At 49.1% G+C, this 17,685-nt stretch carries 14 protein-coding genes and 1 riboswitch; of the genes, 3 read left to right on the top strand and 11 right to left on the bottom strand.

All coding sequences use genetic code 11. The features are described 5' to 3' along the window. The 3 genes from OMP95_RS07900 to OMP95_RS07890 all read right to left on the bottom strand — a co-directional run. Nucleotides 1-1,771, bottom strand: a 1,771-nt coding sequence (locus OMP95_RS07900; RefSeq protein WP_266327641.1) for a hypothetical protein, incomplete at its 3' end; no start/stop codon positions are given. Next, entirely contained in the window at nt 1,772-3,589 is a 1,818-nt protein-coding gene (locus tag OMP95_RS07895) for a VWA domain-containing protein (RefSeq protein ID WP_266327594.1), read from the bottom strand. It lies immediately after the preceding gene. 115 nt (nt 3,590-3,704) lie between these two features. Next, nucleotides 3,705-4,895 (bottom strand): O-succinylhomoserine sulfhydrylase, encoded by a 1,191-nt coding sequence (locus OMP95_RS07890; RefSeq protein ID WP_266327596.1) that lies wholly within the window; start codon nt 4,893-4,895, stop codon nt 3,705-3,707. Nucleotides 4,896-5,040: 145 nt separating this feature from the next. Beyond that, a riboswitch (cobalamin riboswitch) is annotated at nt 5,041-5,242 on the top strand. A 134-nt stretch (nt 5,243-5,376) separates the two neighbouring features. Here OMP95_RS07890 and OMP95_RS07885 point away from each other — a divergent pair. Next, a complete protein-coding gene (locus OMP95_RS07885; RefSeq protein WP_266327598.1) occupies nt 5,377-7,335 on the top strand; it encodes a TonB-dependent receptor plug domain-containing protein in 1,959 nt (652 codons plus the stop codon). A 52-nt stretch (nt 7,336-7,387) separates the two neighbouring features. Beyond that, the gene (gene cobO, locus OMP95_RS07880) at nt 7,388-7,990 is read left to right on the top strand and encodes a cob(I)yrinic acid a,c-diamide adenosyltransferase (protein WP_266327600.1); all 603 of its coding nucleotides are present in this window, start codon (nt 7,388-7,390) and stop codon (nt 7,988-7,990) included. Nucleotides 7,991-8,342: 352 nt separating this feature from the next. Here the strand turns inward: cobO and clpA are convergent, their stop codons facing one another. The 8 genes from clpA to OMP95_RS07840 form a co-directional block, all read right to left on the bottom strand. Next, nucleotides 8,343-10,604, bottom strand: coding sequence for an ATP-dependent Clp protease ATP-binding subunit ClpA (gene clpA / locus OMP95_RS07875; RefSeq protein WP_266327602.1), 2,262 nt, complete (start codon nt 10,602-10,604; stop codon nt 8,343-8,345). Nucleotides 10,605-10,640: 36 nt separating this feature from the next. Then, on the bottom strand, nt 10,641-10,967 hold the full coding sequence (gene clpS, locus OMP95_RS07870) for an ATP-dependent Clp protease adapter ClpS (RefSeq protein WP_266327604.1): 327 nt from the start codon (nt 10,965-10,967) through the stop codon (nt 10,641-10,643). An 8-nt stretch (nt 10,968-10,975) separates the two neighbouring features. Then, a complete protein-coding gene (gene grxD / locus OMP95_RS07865) occupies nt 10,976-11,290 on the bottom strand; it encodes a Grx4 family monothiol glutaredoxin (RefSeq protein WP_266327606.1) in 315 nt (104 codons plus the stop codon). Nucleotides 11,291-11,361: 71 nt separating this feature from the next. Continuing rightward, entirely contained in the window at nt 11,362-12,204 is an 843-nt protein-coding gene (serB, locus tag OMP95_RS07860) for a phosphoserine phosphatase SerB (protein ID WP_266327608.1), read from the bottom strand. A 317-nt stretch (nt 12,205-12,521) separates the two neighbouring features. Continuing rightward, nucleotides 12,522-13,061, bottom strand: coding sequence for an inorganic diphosphatase (gene ppa / locus OMP95_RS07855; protein WP_266327610.1), 540 nt, complete (start codon nt 13,059-13,061; stop codon nt 12,522-12,524). A 93-nt stretch (nt 13,062-13,154) separates the two neighbouring features. Beyond that, nucleotides 13,155-13,325 (bottom strand): rubredoxin, encoded by a 171-nt coding sequence (gene rd / locus OMP95_RS07850; RefSeq protein ID WP_266327611.1) that lies wholly within the window; start codon nt 13,323-13,325, stop codon nt 13,155-13,157. 21 nt (nt 13,326-13,346) lie between these two features. Beyond that, complete coding sequence (locus OMP95_RS07845; RefSeq protein WP_266327612.1) at nt 13,347-14,138, bottom strand: sulfite exporter TauE/SafE family protein; 792 nt, start codon at nt 14,136-14,138, stop codon at nt 13,347-13,349. A gap of 551 nt (nt 14,139-14,689) precedes the next feature. Next, complete coding sequence (locus OMP95_RS07840; RefSeq protein WP_266327613.1) at nt 14,690-15,301, bottom strand: trimeric intracellular cation channel family protein; 612 nt, start codon at nt 15,299-15,301, stop codon at nt 14,690-14,692. Between the two features lie 844 nt (nt 15,302-16,145). Here OMP95_RS07840 and OMP95_RS07835 point away from each other — a divergent pair. Further along, a complete protein-coding gene (locus OMP95_RS07835) occupies nt 16,146-17,519 on the top strand; it encodes a coiled-coil domain-containing protein (protein ID WP_266327615.1) in 1,374 nt (457 codons plus the stop codon). Nucleotides 17,520-17,685 lie beyond the last annotated feature (166 nt).

The following is a 17,685-nucleotide window of genomic DNA, read 5'->3' as shown; positions in this document are numbered from 1 at the left end:
GCTCTGGCTCTGGCTCTGGCTCTGGCTCTGGCTCTGGCTCTGGCTCAGGCTCTGGCTCTGGCTCTGGCTCTGGCCGTGGCTCTGTCTCTGCAGTATTGTCGTTTACTGGATTATTTTGTGTCAGGTTTTTCTTGTCACTGTCTGTAACTTCAAGTTGTACGGATTCAGTTTGTTGTTCGGTGTCATCCTTATCTGACAGTGCGGCTTGTTCATTTTGGTCTGCTTCGCTGGCAACCGCTTGTTGCTCAGAAACATTATCCATTAACGCATCAATATCAGCTGTTAATAGGTTGTCAGCTGCTGTCGATATAAGTTCTTCTGCGGGGATAGAAGACGATTCGGTTGGCTTATTAGCTGCTGTATCAACCGGTATTTCCGGTTCGGTAACAGTCAGGTCTGTCGCCGCTTGCTTGCCATAAATACTGCTATCAATAGTGAAAACATCTTTTTTCAGATAGTCTTTCAGGCTGTTGCTCGGGCCCGGTTCTGCGGATATTTCAACTTCGTCTTCTGATATTTGTTCCTCGGCTATTTCAACATAAACAGCCTGTTGCAGCTCAGCTTCGATATCACTGAGTTGTCCGGGAATTTCAATTTCATCGCCGTTTCTTTCAAATCGCTGCAGATCTTCATCAAAAGGGATGACGGGTTCAACCGGTTCTGAAGACGCCAATTCGCCATCGATTTCTGTGATTTCGCCCGCGATATCGCTATCATCGCCGCTAAGCGGTTTTTGTTCAGTTTTATCATCAAGTTGTACAGTTTCCTCAAAACTGAAGAGCTGTTCTGAGTTACCTTCAATTTCAGTGAGCTCAGCTACTGATTCATCCTGAGTACTGGCCTCGTACTTTTTTACATCCGGCGCCTCACTGGCTGAATCCGTTTCCGTTGCAACGGGCTGTTCATCCATTTCAGGTTGCCGGGTTTCAAGGTCAATATTTGCCCCCTCCAGCAAAGCTTCAATATCGTCCGTATCAAGCTTTTCCGGTTCAGGTTCTGGCTCCGCATCAGCTTCTGCCGGCTCGATATCGAAACTGCTATCGTCGAAAATCTGTTCCAGTGTTTCAGCTTCCGAGCCTTCTGCAGAGATGTCGTCTGCACTGGCATCGATGTCCGTTTCCGGCTTATCTTCCTCCACACTGTTTTCGTAATCATCAAGCAGGGAGGCATCGCTGAACACGGTATCGTCAGCGGTTTCCGGTTCATCCGCCACATTGGATTCAGGTTCAGTAACCGAAAACTGTTCTTCATCTGTGTCGTCTGCTGCTGGAGCTTGTGCCTGATGGTACTGGGCCAGAAGCCTTTCCATGGTTTCGGCAGCTTGATCAATCTGCTGTTGCAGAGATTGGCTATCACCACTGTTGTCTGCCTGGTTTTGTGGTTCTGGCTGCGGGGTGCCGACAGGTAACAGCCCCAGACTGGCATCTATCGAGGCTTCTATTTTTTGCGGCAGTTCTGCCAGCGTTTTGCCATCCTGCTCTACGAAAAGCTTAAGCAACCCTTTATAAAGCAGGCGTTCACGCTCGATAAAATCATTGACCTCAGCATCCAGTGCTTCACCATTGAGGTTATATTTTTCGTTGAGGATCGCTTTAATCTGGTCGGCGCGATGGTCTTTGTTTTGTTTGATTCTTTTTACTGCGGCAGTTGTATCATTTCCAAGCTGACGACTTTTTTTACGGCTATGAAATAACAGGCTGGCCGCGATGACGGCAAAAATAAACGCGACTTCATAGGCCAGCAGTTCAAGGATAGGATCAGCTAAATTCATCTAGATAAGATCTCCTGCTGCTACCAGCGTCGTTGATTGGCGGCGCCACCAGAATACGCCTGCTGCCAGCAGTATAAGAATGATGCCGTTACCTATCAGCAGTTTGACTGTTGAGGACATACCGTTATCAGTTTTTTCGTCGCTTACTTCATCCATGCTGATCAGCTCATCAGCCGTTTCAACCATCGTTTCAGTGGTTTGTGTTTGTTCCGTTTCCACCGCTTCAATGGGAGACTCGGTTATGGCCTGGTCAGGCTCGTCCACTGGCGGCATCGGTGGCTTGTTATCCTGCAATACGATTGGCTCGGGTTGGAGAAAGATCTGGCGGCCTTTTTGCGTTTCGCCGCGGATCTGCAATGACAGTTCATATTCCTGTTGTGGTTGCAGATCAGTCAAGGTCAAACGCCAGTTGTTTGCATCTGTTTTTAACATATCGTAAGGCCACTCGCTGCCGGTTTCTTCCTTCAATAAAGCTGTTATCGTCAGCGATTCAGGTTTTATGAGTTTGGTGTCTGCCTGCACTTGAATCCGATGGCCGCGTGTTTGCTGATCAAGTTGCTCGGTGGCTACCGAAATCGGCATCGCCACCACGTTAATACTCTGCCGCCGCTGGCGTTCAAAGGTGGCGCTTTTCATGGTCACAATCACATCATTACGGCCCGGCATAAAAGCGGAGCCTAACGTGGCGCGATAAAGACCTTTTTTATCATCACGTTGCAGTTCTTCCCGATAGGTTTTTTGATCTTCGACATCCTGCTGCAAAGAGGCATCGACCAGATCGAGGAAAGCCGGACGGGTAATCGTTTGGCCTTTATCGGTCAGACTGGCTTCGAAATCGAATTTCTCTCCTATCAGAACATTATTAGGCAAATCGCTGGTTTGCAGTTTCATATCCGTCACCACCATGACCCGGTTATCGGGATCCAGTGCCGCATCAATTTTCCAGCCACCGTCCACGGGTTGCTCAATGGTAATCAAATCGTAGCTGTTTTCATGCAACCAGCGAATGTTGTTTGCCTGATCCTTTTGCGTCAGGACTTTGCCGTCTGGCAGATGTAATGTGGCCGCGGCTGAGCCGGGTTCTCTGAATACCAGCACCGTCATTTCACTGACACTGCCGTCAATACTGAACTGGTTGTCTTGCAGCGGTACCGTGTCACGCTGCGCTGCTTTCTCGAACAAATGCAGGAAAATACGTTGCAAATCATCAGCCGTCTCGGCTTGCTGATACCAGCCATCGGTGGCCAGTGACAAAGCACGCAGTAATTCATGATCGGCATGTTCCGACAAAGCAATAGTGTGCACGGCAATATTGGCCTGTTTAAGCCGGGGCACCAGTTTATCGAGGATACGTTGCCGTGACGCCTGACTGCTCGCTTTATCAGGTTCGATATCAACAAAGCCATCTGATAACAGAATCAGGCTGCGACGATAAGCAGGATCCGGCTGTTTCTGATTTGCGGTCGCTTTTTGCAAGGCCTGCTCAATATTGGTGAACAAGCCATAAGAATGGATTTTTTCTGAGTTTTTTTCCGCACTTTTTCGCCAGGCATCATTCACATCTTGCCAGGACACCAACATGTTGACGTACCTGGCAAAAGTCCAGACACCGGATTTGGCATCTTCGGGCATCAATCCCACCAGCATGCGTAACGCTGGGGCCCGTAGATTTTCAGGATCATTCTTTTTCATGCTGCCGGAAACATCGATCAGCACCCGAATATCACTGATTGGTTCTTCCGGCACGGCCAAAGCTTGCCGCTGCGGCAATAATGCCAGACAAAGCATGAGCAAAAAGTATTTAAGAAAAACTGGCATAACTTCTTAACCTATTGTTTTATATTGAAATCAGGGGCGTCACCGCTTGAAACGGGACAAAATCCTGACAGCAAATCGCAAGTTAAGTGTGTTATGCAGGTTTTATGCCGCTGAGCTAGGAGAGGATGTTGAAGGCTTGCGCCAGATCAGCCTGAATATCTTCGATACTTTCCAGGCCGACAGAAATCCTGAGCATGCCGTCAGTAATACCTGTCGCCTCTCTGGCTTCCGGGGTCAAGCGGCCATGCGTTGTGGTGGCCGGGTGGGTTATCGTGGTTTTGCTATCCCCCAGATTGGCGGTAATCGAAATCCATTCCAATGCATTAATCAACTTCCAGGCCTCTTTTTGGCCGCCTTTGATTTCAAAAGCGATAATGCCACCAAAAGCTGATTGCTGCTTTTTAGCCAGTTCATGCTGTGGATGGCTGGGCAGGCCGGCGTAAAAAACCTTGTTTACCACTGGTTGTTGTTGCAGCCACTGCGCCAATGCCAATGCAGAAGCAGAATGGGCTTTCATGCGTAAGTCCAGCGTTTCCAAACCTTTCAGGAAAGTCCAGGCATTGAACGGGCTCATGGTCGGTCCCGCAGTGCGCAAAAAGCCATAAATTTCTTCACCGACACGCTGTTTATCACCCACGACCGCGCCACCGATACAGCGGCCCTGTCCATCAATATATTTTGTCGCTGAATGCACAACAATATCGGCGCCCAAAGCCAAAGGCTGTTGCAAAGCCGGTGTGCAGAAACAATTATCCACCACCAGCAAGCAATCATTCGCCTGCGCCAGGGCTGATAAAGCTTCAAGATCAGCAATTTCATTAAGTGGATTGGAGGGTGTTTCCAGAAACAGTATTTTGGTTTCGGGTTTGATCGCTGTCTGCCAGGCATCCATATCAGTCAGCACCACATAATCCGTAGCAATGCCGAATTTACTCAGGTATTTATCAAACAACACACGAGTGGTGCCGAAAATACTCATGGATGAAACAATATGATCGCCGCTGGACAATAAAGCCATCATGGTGGACAAAATGGCAGACATGCCGGAAGAAGTCGCCACCGCCGACTCGCCACCTTCAAGCGCAGCCAGACGTTGTTCAAACGTGCGCACGGTTGGATTGGTGAAGCGTGAATAGATATTGCCGGCCTCATCACCTGAAAAGCGCGCAGCCGCCTGTTCCGCGCTGTCAAAGACAAAGCTGGAAGTCGGGAAAATAGGTTCTGACTGCTCGCCTTCCGCCGTTCTGCGGTGACCGACTCTTACCGCACGGGTGGCAAATCCTTTGTCTTTAAACTTCTCTGTCATTTGTATTCTACGAAACCGTGAAAATCGTCTAATTCTAATGGCTGGGGCCTGTGCTGACCAGTTTTTTCCTGTCCGTCTTCCGCTCAAGAGCAAGTCAGGCATGCTGGCAGGCAGGTTTGACAAGCTTTATCCAGATGATTACAGTTTGCCACACTCTGATACGGGTGCCTGCATCATGGTATGCAGGATAATCGGGAAATTGGTACGTAATCACAATTCCAATACTGCCCCCGCAACGGTATTCAAGTCATAGACAATCACAAGGCCACTGTGTTCGCACGGGAAGGCGATTGTCTGGTCAAACCAGCTTGTAAGTCCGGAGACCGGCCTGTGTCAGCGGGATAGCAATCCCAATTCTTCATGTCGCGGTGGGCGGCTAAGGCGAATCCTTATCAGCAAATGCCGAGATTTCGTCACGTCCCCGAACATGTGTTTTCCGTCTCGATATCGGGTTGGATATCGTTAAAAACAGGCTTACATCATGTTTCCAAATAAAAAAATTCTTTCCACAGCTATCAGCACCTGTTTACTAGCTTCAATTGCCTTCTCAGTTCAGGCAGAACAAACCGAACTTGAGCAACTGGTTGTCACGGCAACGCGAACCCCCACGCCCATTCACAATATCGGCAGTAGCGTGACCGTGATTAGCGAGGCAGAGATAGAAAAAAAACAGTTCCAGACCCTGTCGGATGCTTTAAAGCATGTGCCCGGCCTTAGGGTCGTTGAACTCGGCGGCCGCGGCAGTCAGACATCCGTTTTTGCCAGAGGCACAAACTCCAATCATACCCTCGTGCTGGTGGATGGGATTGAAATCAACGATCCCAGCTCGCCGACCGGTGCTTTCGACTTTGCCCACTTCCTGCTTGACGATGTCGAATCAATCGAAGTAGTTCGCGGTTCCCAAAGCGTACTGTATGGTGCTGATGCGATTGGCAGTGTGATCCAGATTCGTACCCGTCAGGGGCAAGGCAGACTGAAAACACGCGCCAAAGTGGAAGCCGGGACTAAATCCACGCATCACGAAACGCTGGCCTTATCAGGTTCCAATGGCGACTTTAATTATTCAATTACCGGCGGCCTGTTTGAATCAGACGGCGACAGTATTGCCACCGAAAAAAGACTGGCGCCCGGCAGCATCAAAGATGATGATGGTTATAACAGCAAAGTCGTCTCAGCACGGATGGGCTGGGATATCAGTTCACAACTGTCCAGCAGAGTCACTGCCAGATATATTGACTCGGACACCGATATCGACGGAGGTTTCGACTTTTCCGGCAATACCGCTGAGGACCTCGACGCTGAAAATAAGACCCGTCAGTTATATCTGGGTGCAGAATTGGCAGGCAACTTCTTTTCCGGCATGTGGCAACCGACACTGTTATTCACCCACACCGATGTCGAACGTAAGAACAGGAATGATCGACAGGATCCATTCGGCACCCTCGATCGCAGCAATTACGACGGTGAGAAAAACAAGATCAGCCTGCAAAATGATCTGTACTTCATCCACAACAACCTGATTACCGTCGGTTATGAATTTGAAGAAGAAAAAATGCAGGCCGACGGCTTTACAGATTTCGGTGGATTTATACAGACACAGCTGACCGATGAAACGCGTCAGAATCGTGCTGTCTATATACAGGATCAAATCACATTGACCGACCGTTTAAATACGACTTTGGGCGTTCGCCACGACAATACAGATGATTTTGATTCAGAAACTACTTACCGCATCACGGCAAATTATCAGCTTACGGATAGCTCGCGCGTTAGAGCCGCACACGGAACAGGTTTCAGAGCACCCTCTCTTTATGAACTTTTCGGCTTTACCCCGACGAATTTTGGCAGTGCCTATATGGGTAACCCGGATCTGGATGCGGAAACCAGTGAAAACTGGGAAGTGGGGATTGATCAAAGTTGGTTTAATCATCGTTTGGACAGCAGTGTGACTATTTTCAAAAACGATATTGATGATCTGATCACAACAGTCTTTTTACCCAGCTTTGACAGTACCAGTGTGAATCAGAATAAAGCGGATATTCATGGTGCAGAAGCGGTATTCTCACTGGCCGCCACATCACAGCTCGATTTCAACCTGAACTATACTTTCACTCGCACTGAAGACGACAATGATCAGGCGTTACTCCGTCGTCCCAAACATCTGGCAAACTTTGATGTCGAATACAGACCGACGAATAAGCTGACATTGACAGGCACACTGAATTATATCGGCAGCCGTAAGGACGTGGACGGTGTCGGTCAGCGAGTCAGAATGGGCAGTTACACGGTCGTCAACCTGGCAGCGAATTACCAACTGAATACCAACACCCGTCTGTTTGGGCGCGTTGAAAACCTGGCTGATAAGGAGTATGAGGCTGCATACGGCTTCCAGGGAACCGGCATCACGGGTATTGTCGGTGTTGAGATTGCAAATTATTGATACAAACTCGTGGGCAGCTTATGCTGCCCACCCTATATCCAATGGTTCTCATATGACAGATAAATCCACACGTCACACCAAACGAATGCAGCGGCAAAAAGCCATTGTTGACCAACAAATCCAGAAAGCGAACAAGGACAAGGGCCTGCTACTGGTTATTACCGGCAACGGCAAGGGCAAGAGTTCGTCTGGTTTTGGCATGGTAGCTCGCGCCCTCGGCCACGATATGAAAGTTGGTGTGGTGCAGTTTATCAAAGGGCCCTTCAGTACCGGCGAGGAAAAATTCTTCCGCCGTTTCCCGGAAGAGGTTGACTACCATGTGGTCGGTGACGGTTTTACCTGGGAAACCCAGAACCTGGAACAGGATATCGCTTCGGCTGAGAAAGGCTGGGAGGTCTGCAAAGCCATGCTGCAAAACCCCGATATCGATATCGTCTTGCTGGACGAGCTTAATATCGTATTGAAGATGAAATATCTGGATACCGAAAAAATACTGGCCGATATTGCTGCCAGACCGCCAATGCAGCATGTGATTATCACCGGACGTGGCGCACCCGAAGCGGTAATCGAGGCCGCCGATACGGTGAGCCGGATTGAGGATGTCAAACATGCTTTTCGTGCAGGCATCAAAGCACAAAAAGGGATCGAATTATAATCGAATCTGGCCTGCTTCTTGCTCTGTCATATTACTGTAAAGTTACCCACATTTTCTGTGGATAACTCTGTGATTAAGTTTGGAGTTATTCGCTAAGCGCCTCATAAACAAGGGCTCTCCTCAAAATGGTCAAAATTTAACCATAAATTTTTATCTATATATTTCAATAGCTTATAAAGCAATTATTAAAAATCAGTTAGTTACGGGAACTTTTTTAAACACTACTTCAGCGCAAACAGACAAGTGAATAACTTGGGGGAGTTGTTAGTAGTAACTGGTGAGGCGGCCAGCAGATGTAATGAGCCCGATAGTGAGTACTATCGGGCTCGTTTCTTGCTAATAAATACAGCGATCAGGAATCAACTGATTCGGCGGCATTTTCCATTTGCAGATGGAGTTCGTCATCCTGCAATGTGACCCGGACATGCCCCCCGCCCTTACTGAGCTTGCCAAACAGCAATTCATCGGCCAAAGGACGTTTTATTTTTTCCTGTACCAGCCGCGCCATAGGCCGTGCGCCCATTTGCACGTCATAACCGTGTTCAGCCAACCAACGGCGGGCCGCATCATCAATCTCGATGGTAACGTTTTTATCCTGCAACAACATTTCCAGTTCCAGCACTGCTTTATCAGCAACCCGCAGAATCGCTTCCTTGCTTAACGGTTTAAACTGAATAATGCCATCCAGACGGTTACGGAATTCAGGAGTAAACGTCCGTTTCACCGCTTCCATGCCATCGGTCTGATTATCTTGTGGTGTGAAACCGATGGACGCACGTGCCATATCCTGTGCACCAGCATTACTGGTCATGACCAAAACCACATGACGGAAATCAGCTTTACGACCGTTGTTGTCGGTGAGCGTACCGTGGTCCATCACCTGCAACAACAGGTTGAACACGTCAGGATGGGCTTTCTCGATTTCATCCAGTAGCAATACAGCATGCGGTTGCTTGATAATTGCATCGGTCAGCAACCCACCCTGATCAAATCCGACATATCCCGGTGGTGCGCCAATCAGACGGGAAACGGTATGACTTTCCATATACTCGGACATATCAAAGCGAATCAGATCAACGCCTAGGTTATGCGCTAGCTGCCTGGTCACTTCAGTTTTACCCACCCCGGTGGGGCCGGCGAACAAAAAAGCACCCGTCGGTTTTTCCGGATGGCCGAGACCTGAGCGGCCCATTTTAATAGCAGAGCTCAGGGCCGATATGGCTTCATCCTGACCGAAAATAACGCGTTTAAGATTATTTTCCAGCTTGCGTAGATTATCTTTGTCGGCGTTGCTGACTGTTTTGGCAGGAATACGGGCAATCTTGGCGACAATAGCTTGTACATCGTTAACACCGATGAGTTTTTTGCGTCTGGATTTGGGCGCAATACGTTGAGCGGCCCCGACCTCATCCAGCACATCAATCGCTTTATCCGGCAGGAAACGGTCATTAATATGACGATGTGACAGTTCTGCGGCCTGGGCAATTGCGGCATTGGAATAACGCACATTATGATGTTCTTCCAGCCCCGGTTTCAGGCCTTTCAGAATTTCAATTGTTTCAGCCACTGTCGGTTCAGGCACATCAATTTTCTGGAACCGGCGGGCCAGAGCACGATCATGCTCAAAAATTCCGCGGTATTCCTGATAGGTTGTCGAACCAATACACTTCAATTCGCCACTGGCCAGCAACGGTTTCAGCAGGTTGGCCGCATCCATAGTACTGTTACCGGCACTGCCGGCACCGATCATGGTGTGAATCTCATCGATAAACAAGATGGCATGTGGCTGTTTTTTCAGCTCGCGTAATAATGATTTCAGCCGTTTCTCGAAATCACCCCGGTATTTGGTACCGGCAACCAAAGCGCCCATATCCAACGAGAAAATAACGGTTTTAGACAAGACTTCAGGTACATCGCCCTGCACAATACGCAAGGCAAGCCCTTCAGCCAGTGCGGTTTTACCTACACCCGCTTCTCCGACAAACAAAGGGTTATTTTTACGGCGACGACACAAAACCTGCAAAGTCCGTTCAATTTCATCAGCCCGGCCGATTAAAGGATCGATCTTGCCTTTCTTGGCCGCGGCATTCAGATTAGCGGCATACAAAGTGAGCGGATTTTTACCGTCGTCGACAGCTTCTTCCGCTTCCAACTTGGCTTCATCGTCTGATTCCTCTATCACCTCATCAATACCGCCGTGACTGATGGCATTCACCACATCCAGACGGGTAACATCCTGTTTTTGCAACAGATAAACTGCTTGAGACTGTTGTTCGGAAAAGATGGAGACCAGAACATTAGCACCAGTCACCTCAGTTCCGCCGGAAGACTGCACATGCATGACAGCACGCTGCAGAATGCGCTGAAATGCAAGCGTAGGCTGGGTTTCACGCTCACTGTCTTCCGACAGAGTCGGTAGATTATCAGCCAGAAAATCACTCAGCTCCTGTCGCAAGAGTGGAATATCCACATCACAAGCCTTCAACACTGCCAAAGCCTGGCCGTTTTCCAGCAATGCCAGCAGCAAATGCTCAACCGTCAGAAATTCATGCGAGCGTTGACGTGCGTAGTTAAATGCCTGACTAAGGGTTTGTTCGAGTTCTTTACTTAACATCTCTCGTTCCGCCTGTTGATTGGATATCGAACCGGGTCATTCCTCTTCCATAGTACATTGCAGCGGATGGCCGTGGCGCTGAGAATAGCTATTGACCTGTTCAACTTTGGCTTCTGCTATCTCATAAGTAAAAATACCACACAAGGCACTGCCTTCGGTGTGAACTTGCAACATGGTGCGTGTTGCACGCTCACGCCCCATACCAAACAAGGTTTCCAGGACCTCAACCACAAAATCCATAGGCGTATAGTTGTCGTTAAGCATAATCACCCGGTACTTGGGTGGTCGCTTCAATTCCGGCTTTGCCGGTGCAACAGCATATTCATTATCGCCGTGCCAATCGTGATCGTTATCCTGACTCATGCGCTTTGTTAACTCGCTTGATCAACCATTTTCTGCAGTTCGCCGTTTTCATACAGCTCCATGATGATGTCACAACCACCTACCAACTCACCGTCGATGTAAAGCTGAGGGAAGGTCGGCCAATCTGCATAACGATGCAGATTTTCACGCACTTCAGGCTCTGCCAGTACATTAATGTATGCAAACTCTGAACCACATGCCGCAAGCGCCTGCGATGCTCTGCTGGAAAAACCGCACTGCGGGAATTCCGGTGTGCCTTTCATAAACAGGATAACTGGGTTGGATTCAATCGCCTGTTTAATTCGCTCCATAATAATATCCATTATAAAATCCTCTAATTGGAAAAAAAGTCAGTTATTCAAGTGGGGACAATGCTGATAATTTCAAGGTTAGGCTAGTTGAAGTCGAGCTGCAATAGCCCCAAAACCCCATCCAGACCATTGTGATTAATCGCTGTGTCCGCCTGCTGCTGGACTTTGGGTTTGGCATGGTAAGCCACACTCAAACCGGCGGGTTCCATCATCAGCAGATCATTCGCGCCATCCCCCACTGCCAGCGCCTGAGTCGGTAAAATATTCAGCTGGTCGCAGCAGGAAAGCAGAAAATCCGCCTTGGCTTTTGCACCACAGATGTCACCTTCCACTTCACCGGTCAATTTACCCTTATGCTCAGCGAGCCGGTTGGCCTGGCTAAAATCCAGATCCAGGCGCTGCTGCAACCGCTCAGTAAAAAAGGTAAACCCGCCTGAAACCAACGCCAATTTAATGCCTTGCCGTTTCAGTGTTGCAACCATGATCTCCGCTCCCGGGTTCAGTTGTAAACGCTCCTGATAAACCCGGTCCAATACCGACACATCCAGCCCTTGTAACAAAGACACCCGGCTTCTAAGTGAAGTTTCAAAATCAATTTCGCCACGCATGGCCGCTTCCGTAATCTCTGCCACTTGCGGTTTCAGATTCATGAAATCAGCAATCTCATCAATACATTCGATGCTGATCAAGGTCGAGTCCATATCGGTGACGACTAACCTGGCGCTATCAATATCAAAACTATCAGGCAGCTGATTGATATCGAAATCATGCTGTTGCCGCAATGTTGTAAGCGTCTCTGACGGAAGCACATCAGATTCAATACTGGCAAATTGCTGTGCCCACTCCAGCTTGCCCCCCACCTGCCTGGCAATCTGTCTGGCAGTTTCTGCCGTTAACGCACAGCCCTGCAAAACCAATTTTGTCATAATTTACCTGTTTCAGAATATACCCGTGATACTCGGAAATTCGCTTAAAAATGGGCTCGTCATCGCGAGGCCGCAGGCCGGAGTGATCCAGTCAGGCACAGCGGTATAGAAGTGGAAATATTTCGCCACTACTGGTTATCACTGTAGGACTGGATTGATTCACTGCCACTCGCAATAACAAATCGTCTGGCAACCTGAGCGTAGCCGGCAAGAATCTCTATATCTCGCTGATATCGTGCATTTCCAGGTTGTTTCGGTATAACATCGGCGATGTCTGAAATCATCAGACCACCGAGCCATGGTAACAATCTGTGAGATTAAAACTGCGGTTTGACCGGGGCCGCCTTGAAACGCTCCACACTAGCCACGATTTCGGCTTTGGCTTCTTCTTTACCTACCCAGCCTTCAAGTTTGACCCACTTATTTTTTTCCAGATCTTTGTAATGTTCAAAGAAGTGTGACAGCTGATCCAGTAACCGTGATGGCAAATCATTCACGTCTTCCACATCGTCATACATTTTGTCGTGAGGTACGGCAATCACTTTGGCATCTTCACCAGACTCATCAGTCATTTTCAGCATGCCAACTGGACGACACTGAACCACAGAACCGCTAATCAGGGCATAAGGGCTGACCACCAGCACGTCAACCGGATCACCGTCATCAGACAAAGTATGCGGCACATAACCGTAGTTGCATGGGTAGAACATGGCCGTGTTCATAAAACGGTCGACAAACAAAGCGCCTGTTTCTTTATCGACTTCATACTTCACTGGATCAGAGTGTGAAGGGATTTCGATGATGACATTAATGTCTTCAGGCAAATTTTTGCCTGAACCAACACGGTCAAGGTTCATAAAGTCTAAGCTCCAGTTAGCAAGTGGATAAATTTTTTGATTATAAAAGAAAACCCGTCAGGATTAAACTGATGAACATCTTACTCATGGTATTCACTGTTCCAGCGGAATCATTTCAAAATCTTCCTTGGCCGCACCACAATCCGGACAGACCCAGTCATCCGGGATGTCTTCCCACGCGGTGCCCGGTGCAATCCCTTCTTCCGGTAGACCTTCTGCCTCATCGTAAACAAATCCGCAAACGGTACAAATCCACTTTCTCATACTAGTGCTCCTTCAGCATGGTCATCGGGTCAGCAACAAAAGCCCGACCACAAGCAAAAGCATTGAAAAAAGCTGACTAAGATGTCTTGCTGGTAAGTGTTTGGCCAGACGTGCACCTAAAGGTGCGCAGAATATGCTGGTAGCAATAATACCGGCAAAAGCCTGCCAGTGCACAAAACCGGTCTGCCAGTCAGCCTCTATCTGATGTACATATGCACCCATCAATATAAAGCCTATCACGCCACTGATTGCAATAGGAAAACCACAAGCTGCGGCAGTGCCGATTGCTCGTTGTACAGCCTGTCCTGCCATCAGCAGATAGGGTACCACCAGCGTCCCTCCCCCAATACCTACCATGGCTGAAACAACCCCACTAACAAGCCCGTAGCTGCTGATAATGGGGATTCTGAGCAGTTTTCCAGATACAGAGTGCGGTTGCGGTAACCACATTCTGGCGGCCATCACCAAGGCAAACAGAGCAAATACTTTCTGCAACCATTGGCTTGGCAGATTGGCGGCAATCACTGCCCCGCTGAGGCTGCCTATCATCAGACCGGGTGCCAGCCGTTTGACCAGAAACCAATCGATCATCCGGTATCGATGATGGGCATACATGGATGATAGCGAGGTAATACAAATTGTCATCAAAGAAGTACCGATTGCCACATGGATAACCGCATCAGCAGACATGCCCTGCCAGCTGAAAACCAGCATCAGCACCGGTACGATAACCAGCCCGCCGCCAACGCCGAACAAACCGGCAACAAGGCCTGCAATGGTCCCGGCGGCTGCGTAACTCAACCATTCAATCATTATTCGGGCATTTCTCCATCAACCATCACTGCTTCGACTCTTCATCAAGGACTCGGCCAGAGGCCTACGGGGCTATGTGCATAGTAATTACGGTGACAGTTTACTGAATACACTCAACTTCTACCCTCATTTCTTCTTTTTTTCCTCTCGCCTTCTTTTCAGACCATTTCTTCAGGTTCAGTCCCTGGTCAGTCACGGTCTCTTAATACACAAATATTGAACTTTCCCTCGAAGTTAAGAGCAAATCAGCAATATTTCGGAGAAAACTCAAATTAAGGAACGCTTATGTATTATCCGCAGATTACGCCGATGGTTGCTGATTATTCGTTTCATCGGCGAAAATCAGTGCAACCTGCAGATTTACATGCATCCTTACAGTACCTCCGTAGCGATGATGGTCTTCTCGCAGTAGCTGAGATATGTATAAGAGGCAGGGCCAGTCATAGTGGCGGGCGATGGTTAAAGGCTGCTTCTTTTCGTTATGTTCACAAACTCTATCATGGCGGATATCAGCGGGAATGGAATCACTGGCTTGAGTGAATGGGATCAAGCTAAAACGGTAGTGTAATGCGGTATTTGACGGACAGCAGCCGTAGCGTAAAGGTTGCCGTGATACCCGTTAGCATGGCGATCGGTATATCGCGCGTCCACTCCAGTGCTATCAGAAACACGGCACTGCCCAGTAAGGCGCAAGTGGCATATAACTCACTACGACGCAACACATTGGGAATTTCATTGCAGATAATATCGCGCAATATGCCGCCAAATATCGCCGTCATTGCACCAAGCAACATGGCGATGTGGAAATCACAGCCCGCCTGATGCGCTACATTGGCACCGGATGCACTAAACAAGCCAAGCCCCAGCGCATCCAGCACATTAAAGATATTGGCTACTCGCCGATTTCCGTAAAAAGTGCTTGTCAATGGTGTAGAAGCCAGAGCAAAACCAAATAGTATCAGCGCATAAGCCGAATGCTCAATCCAGAATAATGGGTAATGCCCTAACAGTGAATCACGCACTGTCCCACCACCAAAGGCGGCAATCATACTGACCGTGTAGACACCAATCAGATCCATTCCCTTTTTGCGTGCCTCGATAATTCCGGTAAAAGCAAAGGCCAGCACCCCCAGTAACTCGACCAGTAAGAAAAGGTTGTTCACAAAAGCAAGTTCCCCAGCAATATCGGCCGCGCAATCTCTATCAGCATCCGGAAAGATAATGAGCGGCGACTCGCTCCCAGTTCCTTTCCTCACACCATCAGTGGTTTTAGAAAAACCAAAGCTTAACGCCTAACAAGTTTTACCACTTCATAATTTCTGATTTTCTGATACCCATAAGTCTTGTAAACGCCGCGCCATTATCAAAGGCAGTCTTGTTCGGGATTGGTGAAATTACGACCTGAACCTTGCTAAATCCGACTAAAACCCATGCCGACTTTTGCACGCGAAACCCGATAAGGCGCACCAGGAAGAACCGTAAGTAAACAGATGAAACAAAAGAATTTCCTATAAAACAGATTCCTTGTCTGGCTTTTAACTGCATTTTTGATGTGCCGAAGAGCGACTTGATGCGTAGATGTTATGTTGCCTGATCCACTTGAAAAAGCGCATCACCTGCAAGCGGTGTCGCTTCAATATCAACTTCGATTGCTACTTCTGACAAAGCCCCCCGTTACTGAATTTAGTTCCCGCCCCCGAAGCATCACACCGAACATCACGGTGCAAATGACCAGTTTGGCAAGAATTGTGTCGCATGCATTCAAGTCCGTGCAGCCAGCTACGTGAAAAATGTTTCGGTGCACTTGCAACCCGACAAACTGCCAGTAGCACATTTTGTCGCGGGTCGGAATCATCCGGCGAACGGCCTATATAATTATAAATACGAGGATAGAGCCCAATGAGGATCAGTGAAAACACTACTCTGAAATCAGGAGTAGACAACAAGCAACTCTGGGGGCTGGATTTCCATAATTCGGTCTTTCCACTTCATCAAGGGCGTTTCATAATGAATCGTCTGTTCAAATACCGCCACACCGCCTCCGCCCTGGCCGTCGCTGCCACCCTGGCATTGCCCGCCAACGTACAGGCCCAGACCGCGGACGCAACCGAGCTTGAGACTCGCGTTTCCGAACTCGAACAGGAGCTCGCGCAAACCCGTGCACAACTCAAAGCCGCACAGGCCGGTGAAAGCAAAGCCAAGGAACAACTCGCAACGGTCGAAGCTGCCTCCGCCAAAGCAACGGCCGAAGAGGCCTCCGCCAAATCCGATAAAATCGCCTTCGACCTCTTCGGTGGCACGCTGAACGTCGGTGGTGCAATACGCGCCAACTTCGCCGTCGGCGACTACGGGGACTCTGCCAGCGGCGCGCCTTCCCGTGCCTGGGGGGACGACGGCAACTTTGAGTTAGACACCTACCGTATCAACATGGACTACGCGAACGGTCCCATTCTGGGCAAACTGGAATACCGCTGGTACAACGGCTACAACTTTCTACACACTGGCTGGCTAGGCTACCAGTTTGACGATGACAGTCAGCTACAAGTGGGTGTCAACCGGGTGCCCTTCGGCCCTGGTCCTTACGGCATTGCCCAGAGCTGGTTCTTTGATCAGCATTACTACGTGGGCCTGGCAGACGATATGGATCTGGGGGTGAAATACAGCACTGGCTTCGGCGACTGGGCCTTCGATGTTGCCTACTACTACGCAGACGAAGGGCACTATAGTGGAGGCAGTCATGACAGCTCACGCTACTCCTACGACGTAGTGAACGAGTCAGACAACGGCTATGAAGAGCGCAACCAGTTCAACCTGCGTGGTATCTACAGCCTCAATGCTGCCATACCCACCGACCTGGGCTTCTCCCTGCAGTACGGCCAACTGGATAGTAAAGGTGCCCAGGACGACGGTGATGCCTATGCTGGCTCCCTGCACATGGTTAATAAATTGAACAACTTCACCCTCGCTACCCAAATCACCTACTATAATTTCGACGTGGACTCAGCCCAGCCGCTGGGCACTGATGATTTGGTGCAGTTCGGTGCCTATGACTTCCCCAACACGGTGGCTGCAGAAGGCTGGATCCCGGCCATTTCTCTGAGCTACTACAAGGCCACGCCCAACATTGCTTGGCTGGATTATGTGATTCCTTACATTGAATACAGCACCATCGTGAAGGAAGAGAGCAGCTTCAACGATAGCGAACTTGTCAACCTGGGTGCAGCCTGGGCCAGTGGCGGCTGGTATATCTACACCGACCTGTCCTTCTCCAACGGCAATGAATTTATCGGCGGCGATACGGCTTTCGGCGACCGCCTCGGGGCCAATGCCGACGATGACTGGCAGACCCGCTTCAATATCAACTTTGGCTACTACTTCTGACAAAACGGCCGCTCCGGTGACTTGAGTTTCACTCTCCGGAGCGGCACGTCTAACATCGCGGCGCAAATGACGAATTTGGCATGAATTGCGTCGCATGCAGTCAAGTCCGTGCAGCCAGCTACGCTAAAAATGTTTAGGTGCGTTTGCAACCTGTCGGACTTAAGAG

It is taken from the genome of Methylophaga sp. OBS4 (genome assembly GCF_026319305.1).
In the GTDB taxonomy this organism is placed as follows: Bacteria; Pseudomonadota; Gammaproteobacteria; order Nitrosococcales; family Methylophagaceae; genus Methylophaga.
This window is presented reverse-complemented; position numbering and strand designations above follow the sequence as displayed.